18 protein-coding genes are annotated in these 18,880 nt (G+C 42.9%); 11 read left to right on the forward strand and 7 right to left on the reverse strand.

Annotation, left to right across the window (positions count from 1 at the left end; genetic code table 11):
- Positions 1 to 129 precede the first annotated feature (129 nt).
- Positions 130 to 795 (forward strand): ribose-5-phosphate isomerase RpiA, encoded by a 666-nt coding sequence (rpiA, locus tag AO382_RS01995; RefSeq protein WP_064617702.1) that lies wholly within the window; start codon positions 130 to 132, stop codon positions 793 to 795.
- Positions 796 to 844: 49 nt separating this feature from the next.
- Here the strand turns inward: rpiA and AO382_RS02000 are convergent, their stop codons facing one another.
- From AO382_RS02000 to folE, 3 genes are all read right to left on the reverse strand, one after another.
- A complete protein-coding gene (locus AO382_RS02000) occupies positions 845 to 2,374 on the reverse strand; it encodes an MFS transporter (protein WP_064617704.1) in 1,530 nt (509 codons plus the stop codon).
- 277 nt (positions 2,375 to 2,651) lie between these two features.
- Positions 2,652 to 4,280, reverse strand: coding sequence for a phospholipase D family protein (locus AO382_RS02005; protein ID WP_064617706.1), 1,629 nt, complete (start codon positions 4,278 to 4,280; stop codon positions 2,652 to 2,654).
- A 166-nt stretch (positions 4,281 to 4,446) separates the two neighbouring features.
- Positions 4,447 to 5,052, reverse strand: coding sequence for a GTP cyclohydrolase I FolE (gene folE / locus AO382_RS02010; RefSeq protein ID WP_003659947.1), 606 nt, complete (start codon positions 5,050 to 5,052; stop codon positions 4,447 to 4,449).
- Between the two features lie 210 nt (positions 5,053 to 5,262).
- Between folE and AO382_RS02015 the strand changes: the two genes are divergently transcribed.
- The 6 genes from AO382_RS02015 to AO382_RS02040 all read left to right on the forward strand — a co-directional run bounded on the left by AO382_RS02015 (position 5,263) and on the right by AO382_RS02040 (position 8,995).
- Positions 5,263 to 6,087 carry an enoyl-ACP reductase gene (locus AO382_RS02015; RefSeq protein ID WP_064617708.1) on the forward strand — a complete coding sequence of 275 codons (825 nt, stop codon included), beginning with the start codon at positions 5,263 to 5,265 and terminating at the stop codon, positions 6,085 to 6,087.
- A gap of 129 nt (positions 6,088 to 6,216) precedes the next feature.
- A complete protein-coding gene (gene rpe, locus AO382_RS02020) occupies positions 6,217 to 6,897 on the forward strand; it encodes a ribulose-phosphate 3-epimerase (protein WP_064606223.1) in 681 nt (226 codons plus the stop codon).
- The gene (locus tag AO382_RS02025) at positions 6,894 to 7,247 is read left to right on the forward strand and encodes a hypothetical protein (RefSeq protein WP_064605134.1); all 354 of its coding nucleotides are present in this window, start codon (positions 6,894 to 6,896) and stop codon (positions 7,245 to 7,247) included. The genes rpe and AO382_RS02025 overlap by 4 nt, the downstream gene beginning before the upstream one ends.
- Positions 7,247 to 7,549, forward strand: coding sequence for a hypothetical protein (locus tag AO382_RS02030; RefSeq protein ID WP_003659938.1), 303 nt, complete (start codon positions 7,247 to 7,249; stop codon positions 7,547 to 7,549). The genes AO382_RS02025 and AO382_RS02030 overlap by 1 nt, the downstream gene beginning before the upstream one ends.
- Before the next feature lie 67 nt (positions 7,550 to 7,616).
- Positions 7,617 to 8,318 (forward strand): hypothetical protein, encoded by a 702-nt coding sequence (locus AO382_RS02035; protein WP_064617710.1) that lies wholly within the window; start codon positions 7,617 to 7,619, stop codon positions 8,316 to 8,318.
- Between the two features lie 125 nt (positions 8,319 to 8,443).
- Complete coding sequence (locus tag AO382_RS02040; RefSeq protein WP_147286444.1) at positions 8,444 to 8,995, forward strand: hypothetical protein; 552 nt, start codon at positions 8,444 to 8,446, stop codon at positions 8,993 to 8,995.
- Positions 8,996 to 9,093: 98 nt separating this feature from the next.
- On the opposite strand, the gene AO382_RS02045 is transcribed toward AO382_RS02040, so the two are convergent.
- Positions 9,094 to 9,690 carry a 5-formyltetrahydrofolate cyclo-ligase gene (locus tag AO382_RS02045; RefSeq protein ID WP_064617714.1) on the reverse strand — a complete coding sequence of 199 codons (597 nt, stop codon included), beginning with the start codon at positions 9,688 to 9,690 and terminating at the stop codon, positions 9,094 to 9,096.
- A gap of 185 nt (positions 9,691 to 9,875) precedes the next feature.
- On the opposite strand from AO382_RS02045, the gene fumC reads away from it, so the two are divergent.
- The 3 genes from fumC (at position 9,876) to AO382_RS02060 (ending at position 14,851) form a co-directional block, all read left to right on the forward strand.
- Positions 9,876 to 11,264, forward strand: a complete 1,389-nt coding sequence (fumC, locus tag AO382_RS02050; RefSeq protein ID WP_064617716.1) for a class II fumarate hydratase — start codon at positions 9,876 to 9,878, stop codon at positions 11,262 to 11,264.
- Between the two features lie 106 nt (positions 11,265 to 11,370).
- Positions 11,371 to 13,134, forward strand: a complete 1,764-nt coding sequence (gene cydD, locus AO382_RS02055; RefSeq protein WP_064617718.1) for a thiol reductant ABC exporter subunit CydD — start codon at positions 11,371 to 11,373, stop codon at positions 13,132 to 13,134.
- The gene (locus AO382_RS02060) at positions 13,121 to 14,851 is read left to right on the forward strand and encodes an amino acid ABC transporter ATP-binding/permease protein (RefSeq protein ID WP_064617720.1); all 1,731 of its coding nucleotides are present in this window, start codon (positions 13,121 to 13,123) and stop codon (positions 14,849 to 14,851) included. The genes cydD and AO382_RS02060 overlap by 14 nt, the downstream gene beginning before the upstream one ends.
- A gap of 4 nt (positions 14,852 to 14,855) precedes the next feature.
- On the opposite strand, the gene AO382_RS02065 is transcribed toward AO382_RS02060, so the two are convergent.
- Positions 14,856 to 16,016: a glycosyltransferase gene (locus tag AO382_RS02065; protein ID WP_064617721.1), complete on the reverse strand. Its 1,161-nt coding sequence runs from the start codon at positions 16,014 to 16,016 to the stop codon at positions 14,856 to 14,858.
- 18 nt (positions 16,017 to 16,034) lie between these two features.
- A complete protein-coding gene (locus AO382_RS02070; protein WP_064617723.1) occupies positions 16,035 to 16,535 on the reverse strand; it encodes a peroxiredoxin in 501 nt (166 codons plus the stop codon).
- A gap of 268 nt (positions 16,536 to 16,803) precedes the next feature.
- On the opposite strand from AO382_RS02070, the gene AO382_RS02075 reads away from it, so the two are divergent.
- Positions 16,804 to 18,117, forward strand: a complete 1,314-nt coding sequence (locus AO382_RS02075; protein ID WP_064617725.1) for an NCS2 family permease — start codon at positions 16,804 to 16,806, stop codon at positions 18,115 to 18,117.
- A gap of 60 nt (positions 18,118 to 18,177) precedes the next feature.
- Here AO382_RS02075 and AO382_RS02080 read toward each other — a convergent pair whose 3' ends face one another.
- Positions 18,178 to 18,765: a TetR/AcrR family transcriptional regulator gene (locus AO382_RS02080; protein ID WP_064617727.1), complete on the reverse strand. Its 588-nt coding sequence runs from the start codon at positions 18,763 to 18,765 to the stop codon at positions 18,178 to 18,180.
- Positions 18,766 to 18,880 lie beyond the last annotated feature (115 nt).

Raw genomic sequence — 18,880 nt, forward strand, 5'->3', positions numbered from 1 at the left:
CATGTTAATTTGATTTTGGGTATAAAATGGGCGGTTGAGAATCGGTAAAAATGCTTGGATTGGTAAAAAGTGGTTTAGTTTTTGGCGACTTTGGCGTAAAATTAAGTAAATTTTTATTGGGAAAATACGATGACCGCAACCGATCCAAAACTTGCTCAAAAACAAGCCGCTGCCAAAGCTGCATTAAGCTACATCGAAGATGGTATGATTTTGGGTGTGGGCACAGGCAGTACAGTCAATTGCTTGATCGAGCTGCTACCGCAAGTGCGCATCAAAGGCGCAGTGGCCAGCTCTCAAGCCACCGAAGATAAATTAAAAGCTTTGGGTATTGAGATTTATGATTTGAATCAAGTGGGGGTTTTGGATTTGTACATTGATGGTGCTGATGAGATTGATGCGCACGGCAATATGATCAAGGGCGGCGGCGGCGCACTGACGCGCGAGAAAATCGTCGCGGCTGCCTCAAAGTACTTTATTTGTATGGTAGATGACTCAAAAATCGTCGATAAACTGGGCAGATTTCCTGTTGCGATCGAAGTTTTACCTCAGGCGCGCTCTTATGTGGCGCGTGAGTTGGTGGCGATGGGTGGCGATCCTATGTATCGCGAAGGATTTGTGACTGATTATGGCAATGTCATCTTAGATACATATGACCTTGACATCACCGACGCGGCTAAGATGGAGGCTGTCTTAAATAACATTGTAGGCGTGGTCTGCCATGGCGTATTTTCAGCGCAGTCAGCGCATCTGATGCTAAAAGCCGGTGACCAAGGTGTGCAAACTGTTAAATTTTGAATGATCATTCATAAAAACACCGTATGGTCTGAGCCATGCGGTGTTTTTTTTAGCGACTCATATCAAAGTCGGTGCGAGGAATATAGTAGATATAAAAACTCATGAACATTATCAACAGTGATAGTGAGACGATAAAAATCACGGGGGCAAAAGCTGCATAGGCTGAAGCTGAATTCAGAACAAAAGGCAACAAACCACCGACAAGTGCGATGACAACATTATGGATGACACCAACGCTTGTTAAGCGAATCTTAACAGAAAATAAGCGCATAACAATCGAAGGAATGGCTCCAATGATGCCTGAAGCAAACCCAAACAGGGCAAAGAATATCAAAGCATAGTCACCGCCATCACGCAGATGATTGAAAAACAAAGCCGCTTGCATTGCTAAAAATAAGCTACCAAAAGTCAGTACAATTCCAGGATTGAGCCTATCCACCAAGACACCGAATATCAGGCAGCCAATTGCCATAAATAAAATCGCAAGCAAATTACCAAACCACAAAACAGTTTCGGAAACTCGGAAGCTACCATCAACCAAATCTGTCAATAAAATTGGGGTAAAGATCAATAAGCTTACCACAATACTGACCAAAATCACGGCAGTCACAATGCTGACGAGCATATTTTTATTACAAATAATTTGAAAAAATGACACCGATGATTTGGCAAAGCTGGTCAATTTTGAGGCAAAGCGCATGACTGGCGCGACTGTGCGCTGATCTATTCCGCTGATTTTGGGTGGCGGCGTCATTGAGTTTGAATTTGCACTGTCATGAGCCAACGTCGTATCTTGAGAAAGCTCAAATTCAGTTGTTGGCAGATCATTAATCTGCTTTATTTGCGAATCAGTCAAGGTGGACAGACCCACGGTACTGAGCATTGAGTCGTTCTCATGATTTGATGGCGTTTGAGATTGCGCCGCTAAGAAAATGGGCGTCTCTTGCAGATATCTGTATGACGCCAAGATCAATACCAAGCTTAACAAACCACCACAAATAAACGGAATGCGCCAACCAAAGCTCATCATCTGTGCCAAAGTCAATGCGCCATCTAGCCAGTTAATTAATAAAATCAAAGCAATCAAAGATAATGTGCAGCCTGATAAGACCGTACCGCAACCTGCGCCCATAAAGCGCGTAGGCAGATGTTCGGTGACATATACCCAAACGCTTGGCATGATGCCACCAATGGCAAGACTTTGGATCACTCGAGCGATAATAAAGAGAACAGGCGCAATTAAGCCAATTTGGCTATACTGTGGCAATAGCCCAATTAATAAAGTAAATACCGCCACACCCAGTATGCTGATAAACAGTGCAGGCTTGCGACCTTTGGTGTCACCATAGCGACCAATCAGCAGTCCGCCTAGAGGTCTGGCAATATAGCCTGCCGCAAATAGCCCAAATAGCTGAAGACGAGAAAGCCACGTGTGCTCTGTATCGCCAAAAAAAATGTTTAGCAATAAGTCAGATAAGTATAAAAAAATCGCAAAGTCAAAAAAAGCCACACTGGCGATGAGACTTGCAATGATAATGGCACTGAAATGGCGCTGACTGAGTAGTTGGCTGGCTGGCATGATAATCTTCTCGCTAAATACTGATCAAACAACAGGTTTGACAGCACAAAGTATAAATAATACCTTGCAAATCTGATGCCTTAAGCGTCACCGGCGGCATCAAAAATAGCAAAAGTAGACACGCTGAGCGTCCATAAAGCGTTCAGTACTCATGGGTATTTTACAAATAAAACCTACAAAACACCAGTGTTATTTATACAATTTAGAACCAAACATCCATTTAAATAAGGTATTTTAACACAATCTATCATAAACATCGTGTCCTTGATGAGTTGCACTAAAGTAGCCAATCGATGGGCATCAATCCAGCCAACCAGATGATAATACGATCTTTATGATCCATATGTGGTTCATGATACAAAATGACTGGCTTGCCATTTTCGATGGTATGCCAATTAATATTACCTTTGGCGTCAAGTTTTAGTTCATAGGCTTGATGGGTGATGGCTTGGCTATTACTCAAAGCTTTGTGTAGCTGATCTGCCAATTTGCCATCTTTGATAAGTACGCCAAGCTCGGTATTGATATTGGCTGAGCGTGGGTCGACATTATATGAACCAATAAATATTTGATCATCATCTACCGCAAAGGCTTTGGCGTGTAGACTTGTGGTACTGTGCTGGCGTGTACGCCAAAAACGATTTTCGTTATCTTGGATACTCTGAGCGCTAGATTTAATCTCAAAAAGGCGCACACCTGCCGCCAGTAGCTGTTTTCGCCAGTGCGCATAGCCTGCATGCACAATACCGACATCGGTGGCATCAAATGAATTGGTCAAAATATTCACCTCGACCCCCATTTTGGCAAGTGCGGTCAGAGTCTCTACGCCGTCCTTGGTGGGGACAAAATAAGAAGAGATGATGCTGAGTTTTTTGCTGGGTTGACCCAATTGCGTTTGCAGCTGCGAAACTAAAAATTCATTAGGCTCTGAGTGGCCGTTTAATTTGACGACATTGTCTACCATCAAATCAATCTGCGTCCAAAAAAATGGTACTTGCTGGGTGAGTAAATCTTGCCCAATGGTTGAATTTTGCATGGCTTGGCGATAAGTGCGTAGCTCACGATCAGCATCCGAGCTGTCTTTGACTTTTTCAAGCTCATCAAATACTACAGGTTTGATGCCACTGATGTCATCTTTGTTGTCATGTTTGACAAGTGTTTCAATATCAAAGGATAAGGGTGATGCCCAATAAATCTCAAAGCTTTGGGTAATTTTGCCAACGACATGACCGACCAACATAACATCCAAATCAGCAAAATGATTAACAGGTGCATTATTTAAATATTCATTACCAATATTACGACCACCTATGACACTGATTTTATTATCAAATGTCATGCTTTTATTATGCATACGCCGATTGGTGCGTATGGGATGTAACATATAGTTTAGACTACGGAAGCCACGATAAGGCATGGGATTGATTAATCTGACAGCAATATTTTTATGCTTTGAGATGCGTAGTAGGAGCTGATCAAGTTCAGGTGAGCTATTAAAATCATCAAGCAGCAATCGAACAATCACACCACGATCAGCCGCTTCCCACAGGTCTTTAAGCATCAGTTGACCAGCTTCATCATTGTGCCAAATGTAGTATTGAATATCAATGGATTGGTTTGCCACATCAGTCAGCGTACTGCGTGCAGCAAAAGCATTAGCGCCTGTTGTAATCGGATAATATCCAGATTGATTGGGGTGATGATGACTTTGGGCGTTGATGGCTGAGATGAGTCCGTCTGAGCTGCCACCATGTTTGACCATTTGGTGACGCGCTTGAACCTGTTTGGTCAATGCCAGACTCTTTGGTAAGTGAGGCGTATCGGGCAGGTTTTTGCAGCCAACAAGAAATGTTAGCATGACACTAGGAATGCCGATAACAAACAAAGAGCGAAAATGATGAATCATGACTCAAAAAGTCTAAAAATTTGATTTATCATAGCAAATTTATCCCAAAAAAGAAGTGCTTTACCAAAATTTTACCAAACAAAATCGCTTCTTTTTTAATCATTTTGGCGATGATTGTTATCAAATGGCGAGCTGTTGCCAAATCATTTAACCACAAGTAAACCAATTAACCAAAAGCGGGCATTCGGCGAGGTACAGCATCCAAAAATTCACGGCGTGCGTCATGATTGGTGGTAAACTCACCCAACATGCTGGTGGTGCGTGTGGTAGATTGTTGTTTGCCAACACCACGCATCATCATGCACATATGGCAGGCATCCATAATAACCGCAACACCACGGCAACCCGTCAGCTCTTCGATAGCACTGGCTACTTGCTTGGTTAAGTTTTCTTGGATTTGTAGACGGCGTGCATACATATCAATGATGCGTGCCACTTTAGATAATCCTAATACTTTGCCATCTGGCAGATAGCCAACATGGGCAACCCCATAAAAAGGCAGTAGATGATGCTCACATAGCGAATAAAATTCAATATTTTGTACCAAAACCAGCTCAGGATTATCAGAATCAAAGACGGCATTATTAGCCACAGTTGCCAAATCCTGATGATAGCCACGAGTAAGATAACCAAACGCCTTGGCAGCCCGCATTGGTGTATCAATTAATCCATCACGGGTCAAATCTTCTCCTGCTGAGGAGATGATTTCGGCATAATGCTTAGACAGGATTTCGTAATCGTGGATAAAGTTTACGGTATCAGAATTTGACATATTTGAAGCATCTAGTAAAAAAATGCATAGCTTATCATAAAATAGCGATTGATTTAACAAAAAACTGATTTTTTCATCACTTTTTGAGCATTTATCAAACACCTTGGATGAGTTGATGTGTAAAATTAAGTTTACATTTGTACTAATTGTATCCCACATTTTAAAATTCCATGCTATAATGGCAAAAATTTCTATCAAAAGGATAAAGTCATGTTACTAAAAGGTCGGCGTTTTGTGGTGACTGGGATTGCCAGTAAATTATCAATTGCTTGGGCGATCGCTGAAAGCTTGCATCGTGAGGGGGCACAGCTGATTTTAACCTATCCGAATGATAAAATTAAAAAGCGTGTGGATATGGCTGCCGAAGCATTTGATGCGGTGGCGGTGATTGAGTGTGATGTTGGCTCAGATGAGTCGATTCAAGTGTGTTTTGATGAAATCGCCAAACATTGGGGTGTAGGTGACGATAAAGGCATCGATGGTATTGTGCATGCCATCGGTTTTGCCCCTGCCGATCAGCTTGATGGTGATTTTACCCAAGCAACCACTCGTGAGGGCAGTCAAATTGCCCATGATATCTCAAGCTACAGTTTTGTCGCACTTGCCAAAGCAGGGCGTGAATTACTTGCTGCACGCCAAGGCTCACTGTTGACTTTAACTTATGAAGGCAGTATTTCTGTATTGCCAAATTATAATGTCATGGGCATGGCAAAAGCAAGCCTAGAAGCTTCGGTACGCTATTTGGCATCATCATTGGGCGGTGAGGGCATTCGTGTCAATGCCATCAGTGCCGGTCCTATCCGCACATTGGCTGCCAGTGGTATTAAATCATTTCGCCGTATGCTTGATGTTAGCGAAAAAATCGCACCGCTTGGGCGTAATGTTAGCCAAGAAGAAGTGGGTAATGCTGCACTGTTTTTGTTATCGCCTTGGGCAAGCGGTATTACTGGCGAGATTTTATTTGTGGATGCAGGCTTTAATACCGTTGCCATCAGTGAAAAAATCATGATGATGGTAGGCGACGGCGAACAATAACAACGCTTTAAAACTTTCATAAAAAGTTAAGTTGGTAGTGAGCAAAATTGTGCCAACGACATCAAACATTGGCACAAATATCCGATTTTTGGTATGATACGCCATACCATTTAATTGTTGAGAGTGATTATGACCCAGCCTTTTTTGATTGCCCCATCGATTTTGTCTGCTGATTTTGCACGGCTTGGAGCGGATATTGAAAGCGTTCTTGAAGCTGGTGCAGATGTTGTGCATTTTGATGTGATGGACAACCATTATGTACCAAATCTAACTTTTGGTTCGATGATTTGTCAAGCGTTAAAAGACTATGGCATCACTGCACCCATTGATGTACATTTGATGGTTAAGCCAGTCGATGGCATGATTGAGCAGTTTTTAAAGGCGGGGGCTGACATCATCACTTTTCATCCCGAAGCCAGTGAGCATATAGACAGAAGCCTTCAGCTGATTAAAGATGGTGGTGCCAAATGCGGTTTGGTCTTTAATCCTGCAACACCTTTATATTATTTGGATCATACTTTGGATAAGGTTGATCAAATTTTGCTGATGAGTGTCAATCCAGGTTTTGGTGGTCAAAAGTTTATTGATACAACATTGGATAAATTAGCAACTGTGCGTCAAATGATTGACGATAGTGGTCGAGACATTCGCTTGGAAGTTGATGGCGGTGTCAATGTGGCAAATATTCGCACCATTGCTGAGGCGGGTGCTGATATGTTTGTGGCAGGGTCGGCGATTTTTAATCAGCCTAATTACAAGGCTGTGATTGATGCTATGCGTGATGAGTTATCAAAGGTAAATCGATCATGACTATGCCGCACCATCAAGCCCAAACCACGCATCACAATCCCCCAAAACCCAACAAACCCGCCAGCGTCGTACCGATGGGCTTTACCATAGGGCTATGTTTGGCAAGTTTGCTATTAAGCTTAGCAGGCTATGGATTTCGATTGATGTTTGGTGATGAGATGTCTGAGGTATTGCGTCATGCTGCTGTCGTTGTGCCTGTATTTGTGATTGGCATTCCGCTGATGACTTGGCTTGGTGCGACTGGACTAAATAAACTGGGTAAAACCAATATCCACCCTAGAAATGCTTGGACTTTTGGTTGGTTATTATCGACAGTGGCGATGTTATCCATTATGGGAGTGTATAGCTGATGCTCTCCAAGCTAATTCCTGATATCATCACGCCAAAAGATATCCCTAAAGGCTTGATTTTATTGCTTATTGTGGCGTGTTTGCTGGTGGGTTTATCAGGGCTTAGATATGGCGGTGTGGAAGGATGGCTTCATGTCCTTGAAAATTGGCTCGTCGCTTTGGTGGTGATTCCTGCCTTAACTGCATTGATCTCATTGCCTTTAAAGTGGCGTGATAGCACCTTTGATGTGCGTATGGTCTATTATTTGGGTATGTTTGTTGCACTTTTATTTATGTTGGCAAAGCTACGCTACTGGCGATGACTTGAAAAGTACCAAAATGATGCCATATACCAAGATAGACTAAAATAATGATGAGATGGCAATCATAATGACAAATCAAATTTCACAAACCATTGAAAATTGGCAAACGATGAGTATTGCAGAATGCCTATCATTTGTTGATGATTTGGTATATCATGCGTCTGATTCTGATGAAGAGGACACACTATCAATTTTACATGAGCTGTTTTTTCAGGAAGTTAATGGGCGTGGTGATGAGACGCTGATTGATGCACTCGCTTCAGCCATTGCTCAGTTTATGGATCCTGCGACAGTTGAGGAGCTTGCACAGCAAGTAGAGCGGACATTAGGCGTCGATTTAGCCAGATTATCAAAACTGGCACGCAGTCAGCGATTAAATGCACAGGTGCAAGCATCTGACGGTGAGCATCGCCCCAAGCGTCGTCAGCGTAAGCAGCCAGATCAAGAGGATTTGGATACCAAAGAGCGTGTATCACAGTTGCGACATGCCAGCAAATCAAAAAAGCCCAAGGATGGTTTTGTCCAAGAAACTTTGCTTGAATTTATTGAAGAGTCGTCAGGGGTGATGATTTTGCGAGAAGTGGGTCATGATCATGATGAGCCATTGGTGAGTATTACTTTTTCAGAGCAAGTCCAAGATATGCTAGGTGCTGATGCTAGAGTGGTTGGGCAAGCGATGATCCATGCTGCCATCGCAAGCGTTGTACAACGCCAAAGCAACTTTTGGCATGCACATGTATATGATGAAGAACCAGCACATTATAGCTGATGTATTTGAAAACTGATTCAATTAAGAGATTAAATCGTGCCATATTTAATCTCTTTTTATTGTATTAAAGTAAGTTTAGCTAAATAAGTATTTAATGTTTAATATATTACATGTAGAGGCAATGTATGCGTATTCTAACTTTATTTAAAAGCGTATTGATTGGGTGTATGGTCATGGGCGCCACCGCTCATGCCCTTGATGTTGATTTAATGTACCAGCAATCATTAGATGGCAAAAGAAATTTGAGGCTGCTTAGTGAACAAGATGGCAAAACCATCAATGGTTTTAAGTTTGATACCTGTTCGTATCAAGGCGGAAGAATTAATTATTGTTCAGAAAAATCTGCTGCCAATATTATCAAGGTGGCTACCAATTCAAAATCTAGCCCCATCCTTGGTAAATACAGAGCTGTTGTTGTTGCATCCGAGGATGGATTAACCAAGTCCCCAGTAATGGTTGATGTTAAATCTAAAAAGGTTTATACATCTAATGTGGAATTTGGGACGGAAGTGCAAACAGATGTTTCTAACAATACCATTCTTATTTATGGGAACGCAGTTCAAGGCTGGGTTTATCCTGAGATGGAAGCAATGTCGGGGGATAAGAATAACCCTGTTGAGTTGAAGTTCTACGAACCAGACCAGTACTCAAACGAATACCTATTTTCATTTTATTAGCATCAACCATGTTCGAGCCTGCCTCTAAAGGTTCGGATGAGTACAATGATAAATCCGCCTTTATTTTGGCTATTTGGTTAACAGATGACGAATTAGCATCATTTTAATCTAATTAGCCTTTGATCGGTAATGATGATGTCCACCGACATATCCCAAGGCTGTTTGGGCAGCCGATCTGTCACTTGAAAATCATAACACCAAGCGATTTTTAGGCAGTTTTTGGCTTTTGCAAATGTACGATCATAGTAGCCGCCCCCCATACCAAGGCGTACACCGTCAAGATCAACCATCACCAAAGGGCAAATGATGGCATCCATATGATTGGCAGATAATATCAGTTTTGAGTGGGGTTCATGCATCCCTAGGCGATGCTTTTTAAGAGGTGTTTTATTGAGTGGTTGAATGATGGGGGTAAATGTCAAGGGTTTGTTTGGCGTGGTGATGGGTAAATACGCTTGATAGTCAAGTTTTTGGCAAAATTGGGCAATGGTAGCAGTTGGTAGTTCGCCAAATCCATCCAAATAAAAACCAATATTGGCTTTTTTGGGCAATAGTGGTATTAATTTATATAAAAATCTGCTCGCCAAGTAAGCGGATCTTTGACGCTCACAGTGACTCAGTGATCGTCTTTGCATACGCATGTGTTTACGCAAATGGACAGCGGATAAATTGGTTTGGTGGTTGGTCTTGGTCATTGTGTTTATATTTGGTAATGATTATTATTTGCTATTGAATCCTAGATAAACTGATGGTATGCTAAATCATCTCATCATTTAGATAAAGTGGTACAATTCAGTTAGGTGCATTGCTAGTAGAATTGCATCGCTGATTGTATCACGCATCTTAAGCGACTTTTATCAAAAAATCAATGGAGTAAAATATGACAACACGCATCGAAAAAGACACCATGGGCGAGATTGCTGTACCTGCTGAGGCTTATTGGGGGGCACAAACTGAACGCAGTCGCCAAAATTTCCGTATTGGTGGAGAAAGACTGCCAGAGCCCTTAATCCATGCGATGGCAACTGTTAAAAAAGCCGCTGCTATGACTAATGCAACACTTGGCCGCATCACCGATGAGCAATCACAGCTAATCGTTCAAGCCTGTGATGAGATTTTGGCAGGTAAGCTTAATGATCAATTCCCGCTTGTGGTGTGGCAAACAGGCTCAGGCACTCAGTCTAATATGAATATGAATGAGGTTATCGCTAATCGTGCCAATGAAATTGCTGGTCAACCAAAAGGAAGTTATCAGCCGATTCATCCTAACGATCATGTCAATCACGCCCAATCGACTAACGACAGCTTTCCGACAGCAATTCGAGTGGCAGCTGCTCAAGAGATGAGTAATAAACTGTTGCCAGCCATTAATAATTTACGCCAAACATTGGCACAAAAATCAGCTGATTTTGATGAGATTATTAAAATCGGACGCACACATTTACAAGATGCCACACCGCTGACTTTGGGTCAAGAGTTTAGCGGTTATGTCATGCAGCTTGATTATGCTTTGGAGCGTATTGAGACGGCATTGAGCGGTCTTTATCAGTTGCCATTAGGCGGTACAGCAGTTGGCACAGGGCTTAATAGCCATCCTGATTATGCTGTTAAAGTCGCTAAAGTTTTGGCAGAATTAACCAAGCTGAATTTTATCACAGCACCCAATAAATTTGAGGCTTTGGCTGCACGAGATGCCGAAGTATTTGCTTCGGGTGCACTAAAAACCTTGGCAGCAAGCCTTAACAAAATCGCCAATGATGTTCGTTGGCTGGCTTCAGGTCCACGCTGTGGTCTGGGTGAACTTAGTATTCCTGAAAATGAGCCTGGCTCATCCATCATGCCTGGTAAAGTCAATCCAACTCAGTGCGAGGCGATGACCATGGTGGTCACCCAAGTCTTTGGTAATGATACGACCATTTCTATGGCAGGGGCTTCTGGTAATTTTGAATTAAACGTTTATATGCCTGTGATCGGATATAACCTATTACAGTCGATTCGTCTGCTAACGGATGCCATCAATAGCTTTAATGAGCATTGTGCAGTAGGCATTGAGCCAATTCGTGAAAAAATTGACCATTATTTACATCATTCTTTGATGTTGGTTACCGCGCTCAATCGCCATATCGGCTATGAAAATGCCGCCAAAGTCGCCAAAACCGCTTTCAAAAACAATCAGTCTTTGAAACAAACTGCCATTCAGCTTAACTTATTGACCGAAGCGGAATTTGATGAGCTTGTGCGTCCAGAACAAATGGTTGCCCCAAAATAAGCGTTTGATGCTCAAACACCGCCAGTGATTTGGCGGTGTTTTTGGTTGAAAAAAAGCCGTAATTTAGCGATAATAGCCCATTTATCCATCATCATATGCCATCATCATGACCACCACACAAGCCCGTCTTAAAAAACCAAAAAAGCCACGGCGTTCACAAGCCGATATCGCGGCTAATCATTTTTTAAAGTCTGTTTTTCGCCCTGCAAAAAAGCAGCTGACTTTGGCATGGCTGTGCGATGTGATCAGCTTGCTATTATTAATGGTACAAGCTTGGATTTTGGTGATGATTTTTGATGGTTGGCTTTTGCCATTCATTCCGACATTATCCCAGCATCAAGCGATGGCGATCGAGGCTTTGGGGATGTATTTGACGGCTTTATTTGCGGTGATGGTGCTGCGCGCATTGATTGGTTATGCCAAAGATGTGTTACTAACGCGCATCGGTGTGCAAGCAGCCAGTGATGTGCGTCAGCGGCTATTAATTAAGCTGGGTGAAATGGGTCCTGCCAGACGCTTTTTTGGCTCTGACGGTGCATTGGCAAGTAAGATCATTGACGAGCCTGAGCACCTGATCGGTTATGCCCGTTTTGAGATTCAAAAGCGTACCGCGGTGAGTACCCCCATTTTATTGGCAATTTGTGTCAGCTTTTTTAGCAAAATGTCGGCAGTCATTTTATTGGCGACGGCGCCACTGGTACCAATTTTTATGGCAATGATTGGTGTGGCAACAGCTCGCAAAAGTCGTGAACAGATGGATGCGATGGCACAGCTTGGTGGGCGATTTTTTGATTGGATACGCGGGGTGAATACATTATCGCGTCTGGGCGCGGTTGATATCGCTGTGAGAGATATTGATATCAGCAGCGACAATTACCGCAAAAAAACCATGGCGGTGCTACGCATTGCGTTTTTGAATAGTGCGGTGCTTGAGTTTTTATCAGCCCTATCCATTGCGCTTGTGGCGGTTTATTTGGGTTTTGGATTGATTGGAATTTTACCTTGGCAATCTGGTGTTGTCATGACCACTTACAGTTCAGCTTTGATGATTTTATTATTGGTGCCTGAATTTTATGCACCACTACGCCGCTTGGGCGCCGAGTATCATGTCAAGGGTCAAGCGGTCGGCGCTGCCAAGGAGATGGTGGGCATACTTGATTTTAAAAATAGCAAAACCGAGCTTCGCCAGGTGGATTTGGTAGGACAAGTGGGATTTTGTTTAAGGCAAGTGGCTGCCTTTGGTGATGATGGGCGAGTTAGATTGGCTCCGACGACATTTCAGTTTGAAGCAGGCAAATCAACATTATTAAAAGGAGAAAGTGGCGCTGGTAAATCAACGCTTCTACAGATCTTATTGGGATTTGGACAATATACTGGCGTGGTCGAGGTACATGATGATCAGGGGCGATATCGCTATGATACGCTGGATATGGCGTATCTTAGACGCCAATTTGGTTATTTGGCGCAAATGCCAGCGCTGCTACCCATCAGTATTCGCGATAATTTGACATTGGCAAAATCTGATGCGACCGATGATGAGCTGGCTAATGTATTGGATGCGGTTGGTCTGTGGTCTTTGATCCGAGATTTGCCCGAGCAGATGGATACCATACTTGGTGAGCGGGGCGGTGGCTTGTCAGGCGGGCAGGCACATCGACTTGCCATTGCACAGCTTCTACTTCAAGATGCCAAAGTATGGCTGCTTGATGAGCCGACAGAGCATCTAGATAGCGAGACTGCCTTGGTGATAAAAGATTTATTAAAACGCTTATCAGCGCAGCGGACGGTCATCTGGATCACTCATGATCAGAGCGCTGATATCACCTTTGATGATGTCCATCATTTGGGAGCTTATGATGAAACCAAATAAACCATTTAAGCTTCATGAACTCATCAGTACCCAAATCTGGGTATGGATCTTGGCTTGGCTGTTGGGACTTGTGACTGTTTGGTCGGTCTTGGGATTATCGATGGTTTCAGGATGGTTTGTGACCATGTCAGCCGTAGCAGGCTTAGTTGCAGTAGGCACTCATACGTTTAACTATATGATGCCGGCAGCCATCATACGTACCTTTGCCATTGCGCGCACCTTATCTCGCTATGGTGACTTGATGGTATCGCATCATGCTGTCTTTGGGCTTTTAAAGGATTTGCGCGTTAGATTTTTTGGTGCTTGGGCAAATTTAGATTATAAAGCTCGCAATCTTCAAGGGCAATCTAGCAGCCAAAAAATGCATCGCCTTGTCAAAGACATTGATGTTTTGGATGAATTTGTTTTACGCTTTATATCGCCTTGGATTATGGCAATCGGTGCAGTACTTTTGGTGGCTGGCGTGACGCTATTGCTGTTGCCCAGAGCATGGTTTGGGCTATTACCGATTGGCTTGGCGATATTGATTGCTGCTTTGGTGGTATATCGCGGCATTGATTTGGCGCATCGTGAGAGCGCGCTACTTGAAACTCGTAAATCCAAGCTGCTAGACACCTTGCCTGCGCTGACATCTTTGCTGATTTGGCATCGCTGGGAGGCGCACATACATCAGCTGAGTGATTTGGATGCTCAGCAGACCAAAATTACCCTGTCATCACATCGTCTGCGCCGAATCGGTATCTTGGGAGTGCAAGTAGCGCTGGCACTGGCGGCGGTGCTGCTACTTTGGGGTATGGGAGAGTTTTTTGGACAGGCTGACATCATTGCTTTTAGCGTTCAGACATTGAATGATTATCCGATGATGAGTTCAGCAGTGGCGCTGGCGGTATTTTTAGGTTTGATGGGGCTGGGTGAATTTATCCAAAACTTAATTGCTGAGCCATTGGCTTTGGGGCGCAGTCAGGTCGCTAAGCAGCGACTGAACGAGATGCTTGGTAGCCAAAGTGATACCCCTAAAGTCAATCTTGATCAGATTGTTAATCAGTATGACAATTTGACTTTACAGCTTGATCATGCCGTTGTGAGAGCGCCAAAAGCCATCATCAGCGCTCACATTCATCATGCTAAGATCAGCTCTGATACACCTTGCTTGATTGTGGGTCCTTCAGGTTCTGGCAAATCCACTTTACTGCATACGCTTGCCCAAGAACATGATCTGATCTCAGGCGATATTTGGTTGTGTACTAACGCCAAGCGCTATCCTTGGCAGTCAGTCGATTTTGGTCAATCGCTTGGATTCTTGGGGCAGGTAGTTGATATTTTTGATCAAACGCTTGCGGATAATCTGCGCTTAGGTAAGTCAAATGCGACTGATGATGAGCTTATAGCGGTTCTTAAGAAGGTCAATTTATTAACTTGGCTAAATAATCAGCCTAAAGGTCTGGCAACTCGTCTTGGAGAATATGGTATGGCTGTGTCGGGCGGGCAGGCGCGGCGTATCGCCTTGGCTCGGCTTTTATTAACTCCAAAAGCGGTCATGATGCTAGATGAGCCTTTTGCAGGCTTGGATCCAGATACACGCCACAATGTATGGTCAAGTCTAATTGATGCCCAAAAATCTGGTGATATTGGCTTATTATTAATTTGTACCCACCAGCTATGGCAACAGATGGGTGAAGTTCAGGTCATCAAAATCGAGGGTGAGGGTCAAGTTTAATTTATCACTCTGTGCTTTGATTGACTAAGTCTTGATAAACTTGAATCGTATTAACGACCATGTCATCAATTTCGTAAGCGTGCGTCATAGCGGGCGGGATTGGGTTTGATAATAAAAACTTAACACTTTTGCACAGCATGATCGCGGTTTGTTCTTTGACCAGTCCTTGGGGATATAGGTCTCCCAAGATATCAGCAAAAGCACCTTTTGCCCAACCAATCACGGGCGTCCCCAAGTGAATGGCTTGAAGCGATGTCATGCCAATGCTCTCAGGCCGATTAGCAAGCGATAATACGATATTGGCTGACGACAGCCATTCACGCATGTCGGGCGGATTTTTACCGATAAAAGAGACCCGATCTTGTAAGCCCAAAGTATGCAGGCGTTGGACAAAATCCTCATAAAACACACACTGATGAATGCGTGCTGTGGGGTCGTCATCCATGATAATTGCGTGAATTTTTGGAAATTTTTCTTGTAAATTTCCTAAAATATCGATCAGCCATTCTTGACCGTATTCTGGACCGATCGGTGTTGGAAAAACCAACCATTTTTTGTGTTCAAGCTCAGGAAATTGAGCAAAGGTTTGATGCAGCCAATGCACGGATGAGTGATGGCGATACGGATATTTTCGGACATCTACCCCACGCGGCACACAAATAATATCAGGCAACTTGATGGATTTATCGATTTTTTCTGGTTTTATTTTTTCAAAAATTTTATTAAAATGTTTATCAATACTTCTAGATGCGCTGATCAGCAAATCGGCATTAAACAGTGCTTTTGAATAAGAATTTAAAGGATAAAACCCATATAAGCTTGAAATAATTTTGGGTCTTTTGTCGTTTGCAAAAGGGCGCAGCGCCCAATACAGCACCCAAGCAGGCGTGCGAGAATGCACATGAATGATGTCGGGCTGATGTTTTTCAATGATCCGCCGAAGCGTGAAGGTATGCATGAGTGCCCACCAGCTTTTTTTGGGCATGGGCAGACGGTAATATGTTGCGCCATCACGCACAAGACGCACAATAAGCTTGCTGTCGGTTGGTGCGCTGCCGATGATGATAGACTCATGACCAGCTTTGATGAGCGCATGCGAAATGGGATAAATGCCACGCTCAGACTCATCATGCCTAAGCGAAGATGACAGTTGAAGAACTTTCATACACTGATCATCTGATGTTCAACTGGTTTTATTTTCAAGAAAATCTAAAATTTTTGCAACATGCTCTTTGGCTTTCACATTACGGAAACTGCCAATCATCTCACCGTTTTTGTTATACACAAAGGTAGAGCGCACCACGCCAAGATGGGTTTTACCATACATCTTTTTTTCTTTGATGACATCATAGTGTTGGCACAGTTTTTCGTCGGTATCACTAATCAAATCAATGGACAAAGCTTTTTTATTGATAAAATTTTGATGAGATTTGACGCCATCTCGTGATACGCCAAGAATGTAAAATCCTAAGGATTCAAGCTTAGCTTTGTGTTCGCTAAAATCTATCGCCTGAATGGAACAGCCTTGCGTGTTATCTTTGGGATAAAAATACAAAATCAGACCTTGATCGCTTTGTCTGAGTAGTTGATCAAGCTGCACCGAAGTGGCTTCTTGGGTATCAGCTGCCACCATGGTTAACTCAAAACTTGGTAGCACGATGGTTTCGTTAGAATTTTGTAGCATTGGTATCTCGTTGTCATTTTAATCATAACAGTTAAACGATGTATATTTTAGCAAAATTTACCCATGAAAGAACATTTTTATTCATCATAATTGCTTAGTAATCATCAATTCTTTCCAAACTGCATCAATTTGCAAATTTTTGTTTGGCATCAAAATGACTTTGCGGTAAAATTACAATTTTTTATTTTAATTACAGGCAATTACTTTGCTATTTCGTTCGCTGACCGCTTTTGAATTAAGACTTTAGCGATTATTATTTGGATAGAATATGTCTTTATCATCATATTTAAAAATTAATGAGCGTGGCTCATCCGTGCGTCAAGAAATTATTGCTGGCTTGACGACTTTTTTGGCGATGGTGTATTCGGTCATCGTTGTGCCAAATATGTTATCAGCAGCTGGATTTCCTGCTGAATCGGTTTTTATCGCAACATGCTTGGTGGCGGGTCTTGGTTCAATATTAATCGGACTTTGGGCAAATGTACCGATGGCGATTGGCTGTGCGATTTCTTTGACGGCGTTCACTGCTTTTAGCTTGGTGCTTGGGCAAGGTGTGAGCATTCCTGTGACACTGGGTGCGATTTTTTTGATGGGTGTGGTTTTTACCCTAATTTCGGTGACGGGCGTGCGTGCGTGGATTTTACGCAATTTACCTGAATCGATTGCGCATGGCGCAGGCATTGGTATTGGACTATTTTTACTACTGATTGCTGCCAATGGCGTGGGTTTGGTCATCAAAAATGACGCAGGCTTGCCTGTGACGATGGGTGAGTTTATGTCGTTGCCTGTGATTTTATCCTTGGTGGGGCTGGCGGCGATTATTGGTCTTGAGCGATTACGCATTAAGGGCAGTATCTTATGGGTGATTATTACCATTACGATAATTGGGCTACTTTTTGATCCTACAGTGAAGTCAGATGGTGTTATTTTAAAAGTACCAAGCTTTGGCGCGGATTCTTTATTTATGCAAATGGATGTCATGGGCGCACTCAATGCCGCGATTTTGCCAGTGGTGTTTGCCTTGGTGATGACGGCAATTTTTGATGCGACAGGCACCATTCGCGCTGTGGCAGGTCAGGCTAATCTACTGGATAAAGATGGTCAAATCATCAATGGTGGTCGTGCTTTGACATCAGATTCGGTCAGTAGCGTGTTTTCGGGTATTTTTGGGACAGCACCTGCTGCGGTGTATATCGAATCTGCTGCTGGTACGGCAGTGGGCGGTAAGACAGGTTTGACAGCGATTGTGGTTGGTGTGCTGTTTTTATTGATGCTATTTTTTCAGCCATTGGCATTTTTGGTACCAAGCTATGCTACTGCACCTGCACTCATGTATGTCGGTCTTTTGATGCTAAGCAATGTCTCAAAACTTGATTTTGAAGATTTTGTCGGAGCAATGAGCGGTTTAATTTGTGCCGTATTTATTGTTTTGACTGCCAATATTGTCACAGGAATTATGCTTGGTTTTGGTGCATTGGTGCTTGGACGGGTGATTTCTGGTGAATTTAATAAGCTTAATATTGGCACTGTGATTATCGCTGTCGTTCTTGTCGCATTTTATGCGCTCGGCTATGCCATTTGATACTAAGCGCCTAAATAAAACCCTGTCAAAGTTGGCAGGGTTTTTTGTGCTAGTTTTGTGCTAAATCAGACTGGCTAAGTTCTCATAAATCTCCTGCTGTTTGGTTTGGTCGGATTTTAGCCCACTGTCAAGCTGAGCACCTTCGATGGCATAGCGCACCACTTGATACTGTGCATGGCTGTCAGTGGCGGCGAACTGCTTTTGTTTTTGAGCCATCCAGTTTTGCCATATCTCAAACATGATGGCATCAGCATGAATGGCTTTTAAAAGCCCAGACCAGTTACTATTCAATCCAATCTCAGGATTTTGAAAAATCACTTGTAAATATGCTTTGGTAAACCGCCCCTGGACATCACCCAGTTCATCAGTGATGGATAAAATTGCGGTATTGAGCTGAGCGATATAAAGACCCACCACAGCATTTAACAGCTCTTCTTTGTTTTTAAAATGATGAAACAGCCCACCTTTACTGGTACCTGCAGCGTCTGCAACTTTTTGCATGGATAAATTCACCACGCCGTCACTGACCATCAAATGCTTGGCCGCCATGATTAACCCATGTTTAAGCTCCTCTGGTTTATTTTTTCGTTTGGCGCTGGATGCGTCAGCGTGAAGATTGCTTTCACTGGCAAATAAAGTGTCATTCATATAATAAATTATCCTAAACTAAAAAATGATTGACAAAACTTATCTTTGATAAAGATAAATAAAACCAACTGGTCGGTATTTTATAAAACTCTATGAGAATTTGCAAGAAAAGATG

Source organism: Moraxella catarrhalis (assembly GCF_001656295.1).
GTDB classification, from domain to species: domain Bacteria; phylum Pseudomonadota; class Gammaproteobacteria; order Pseudomonadales; family Moraxellaceae; genus Moraxella; species Moraxella veridica.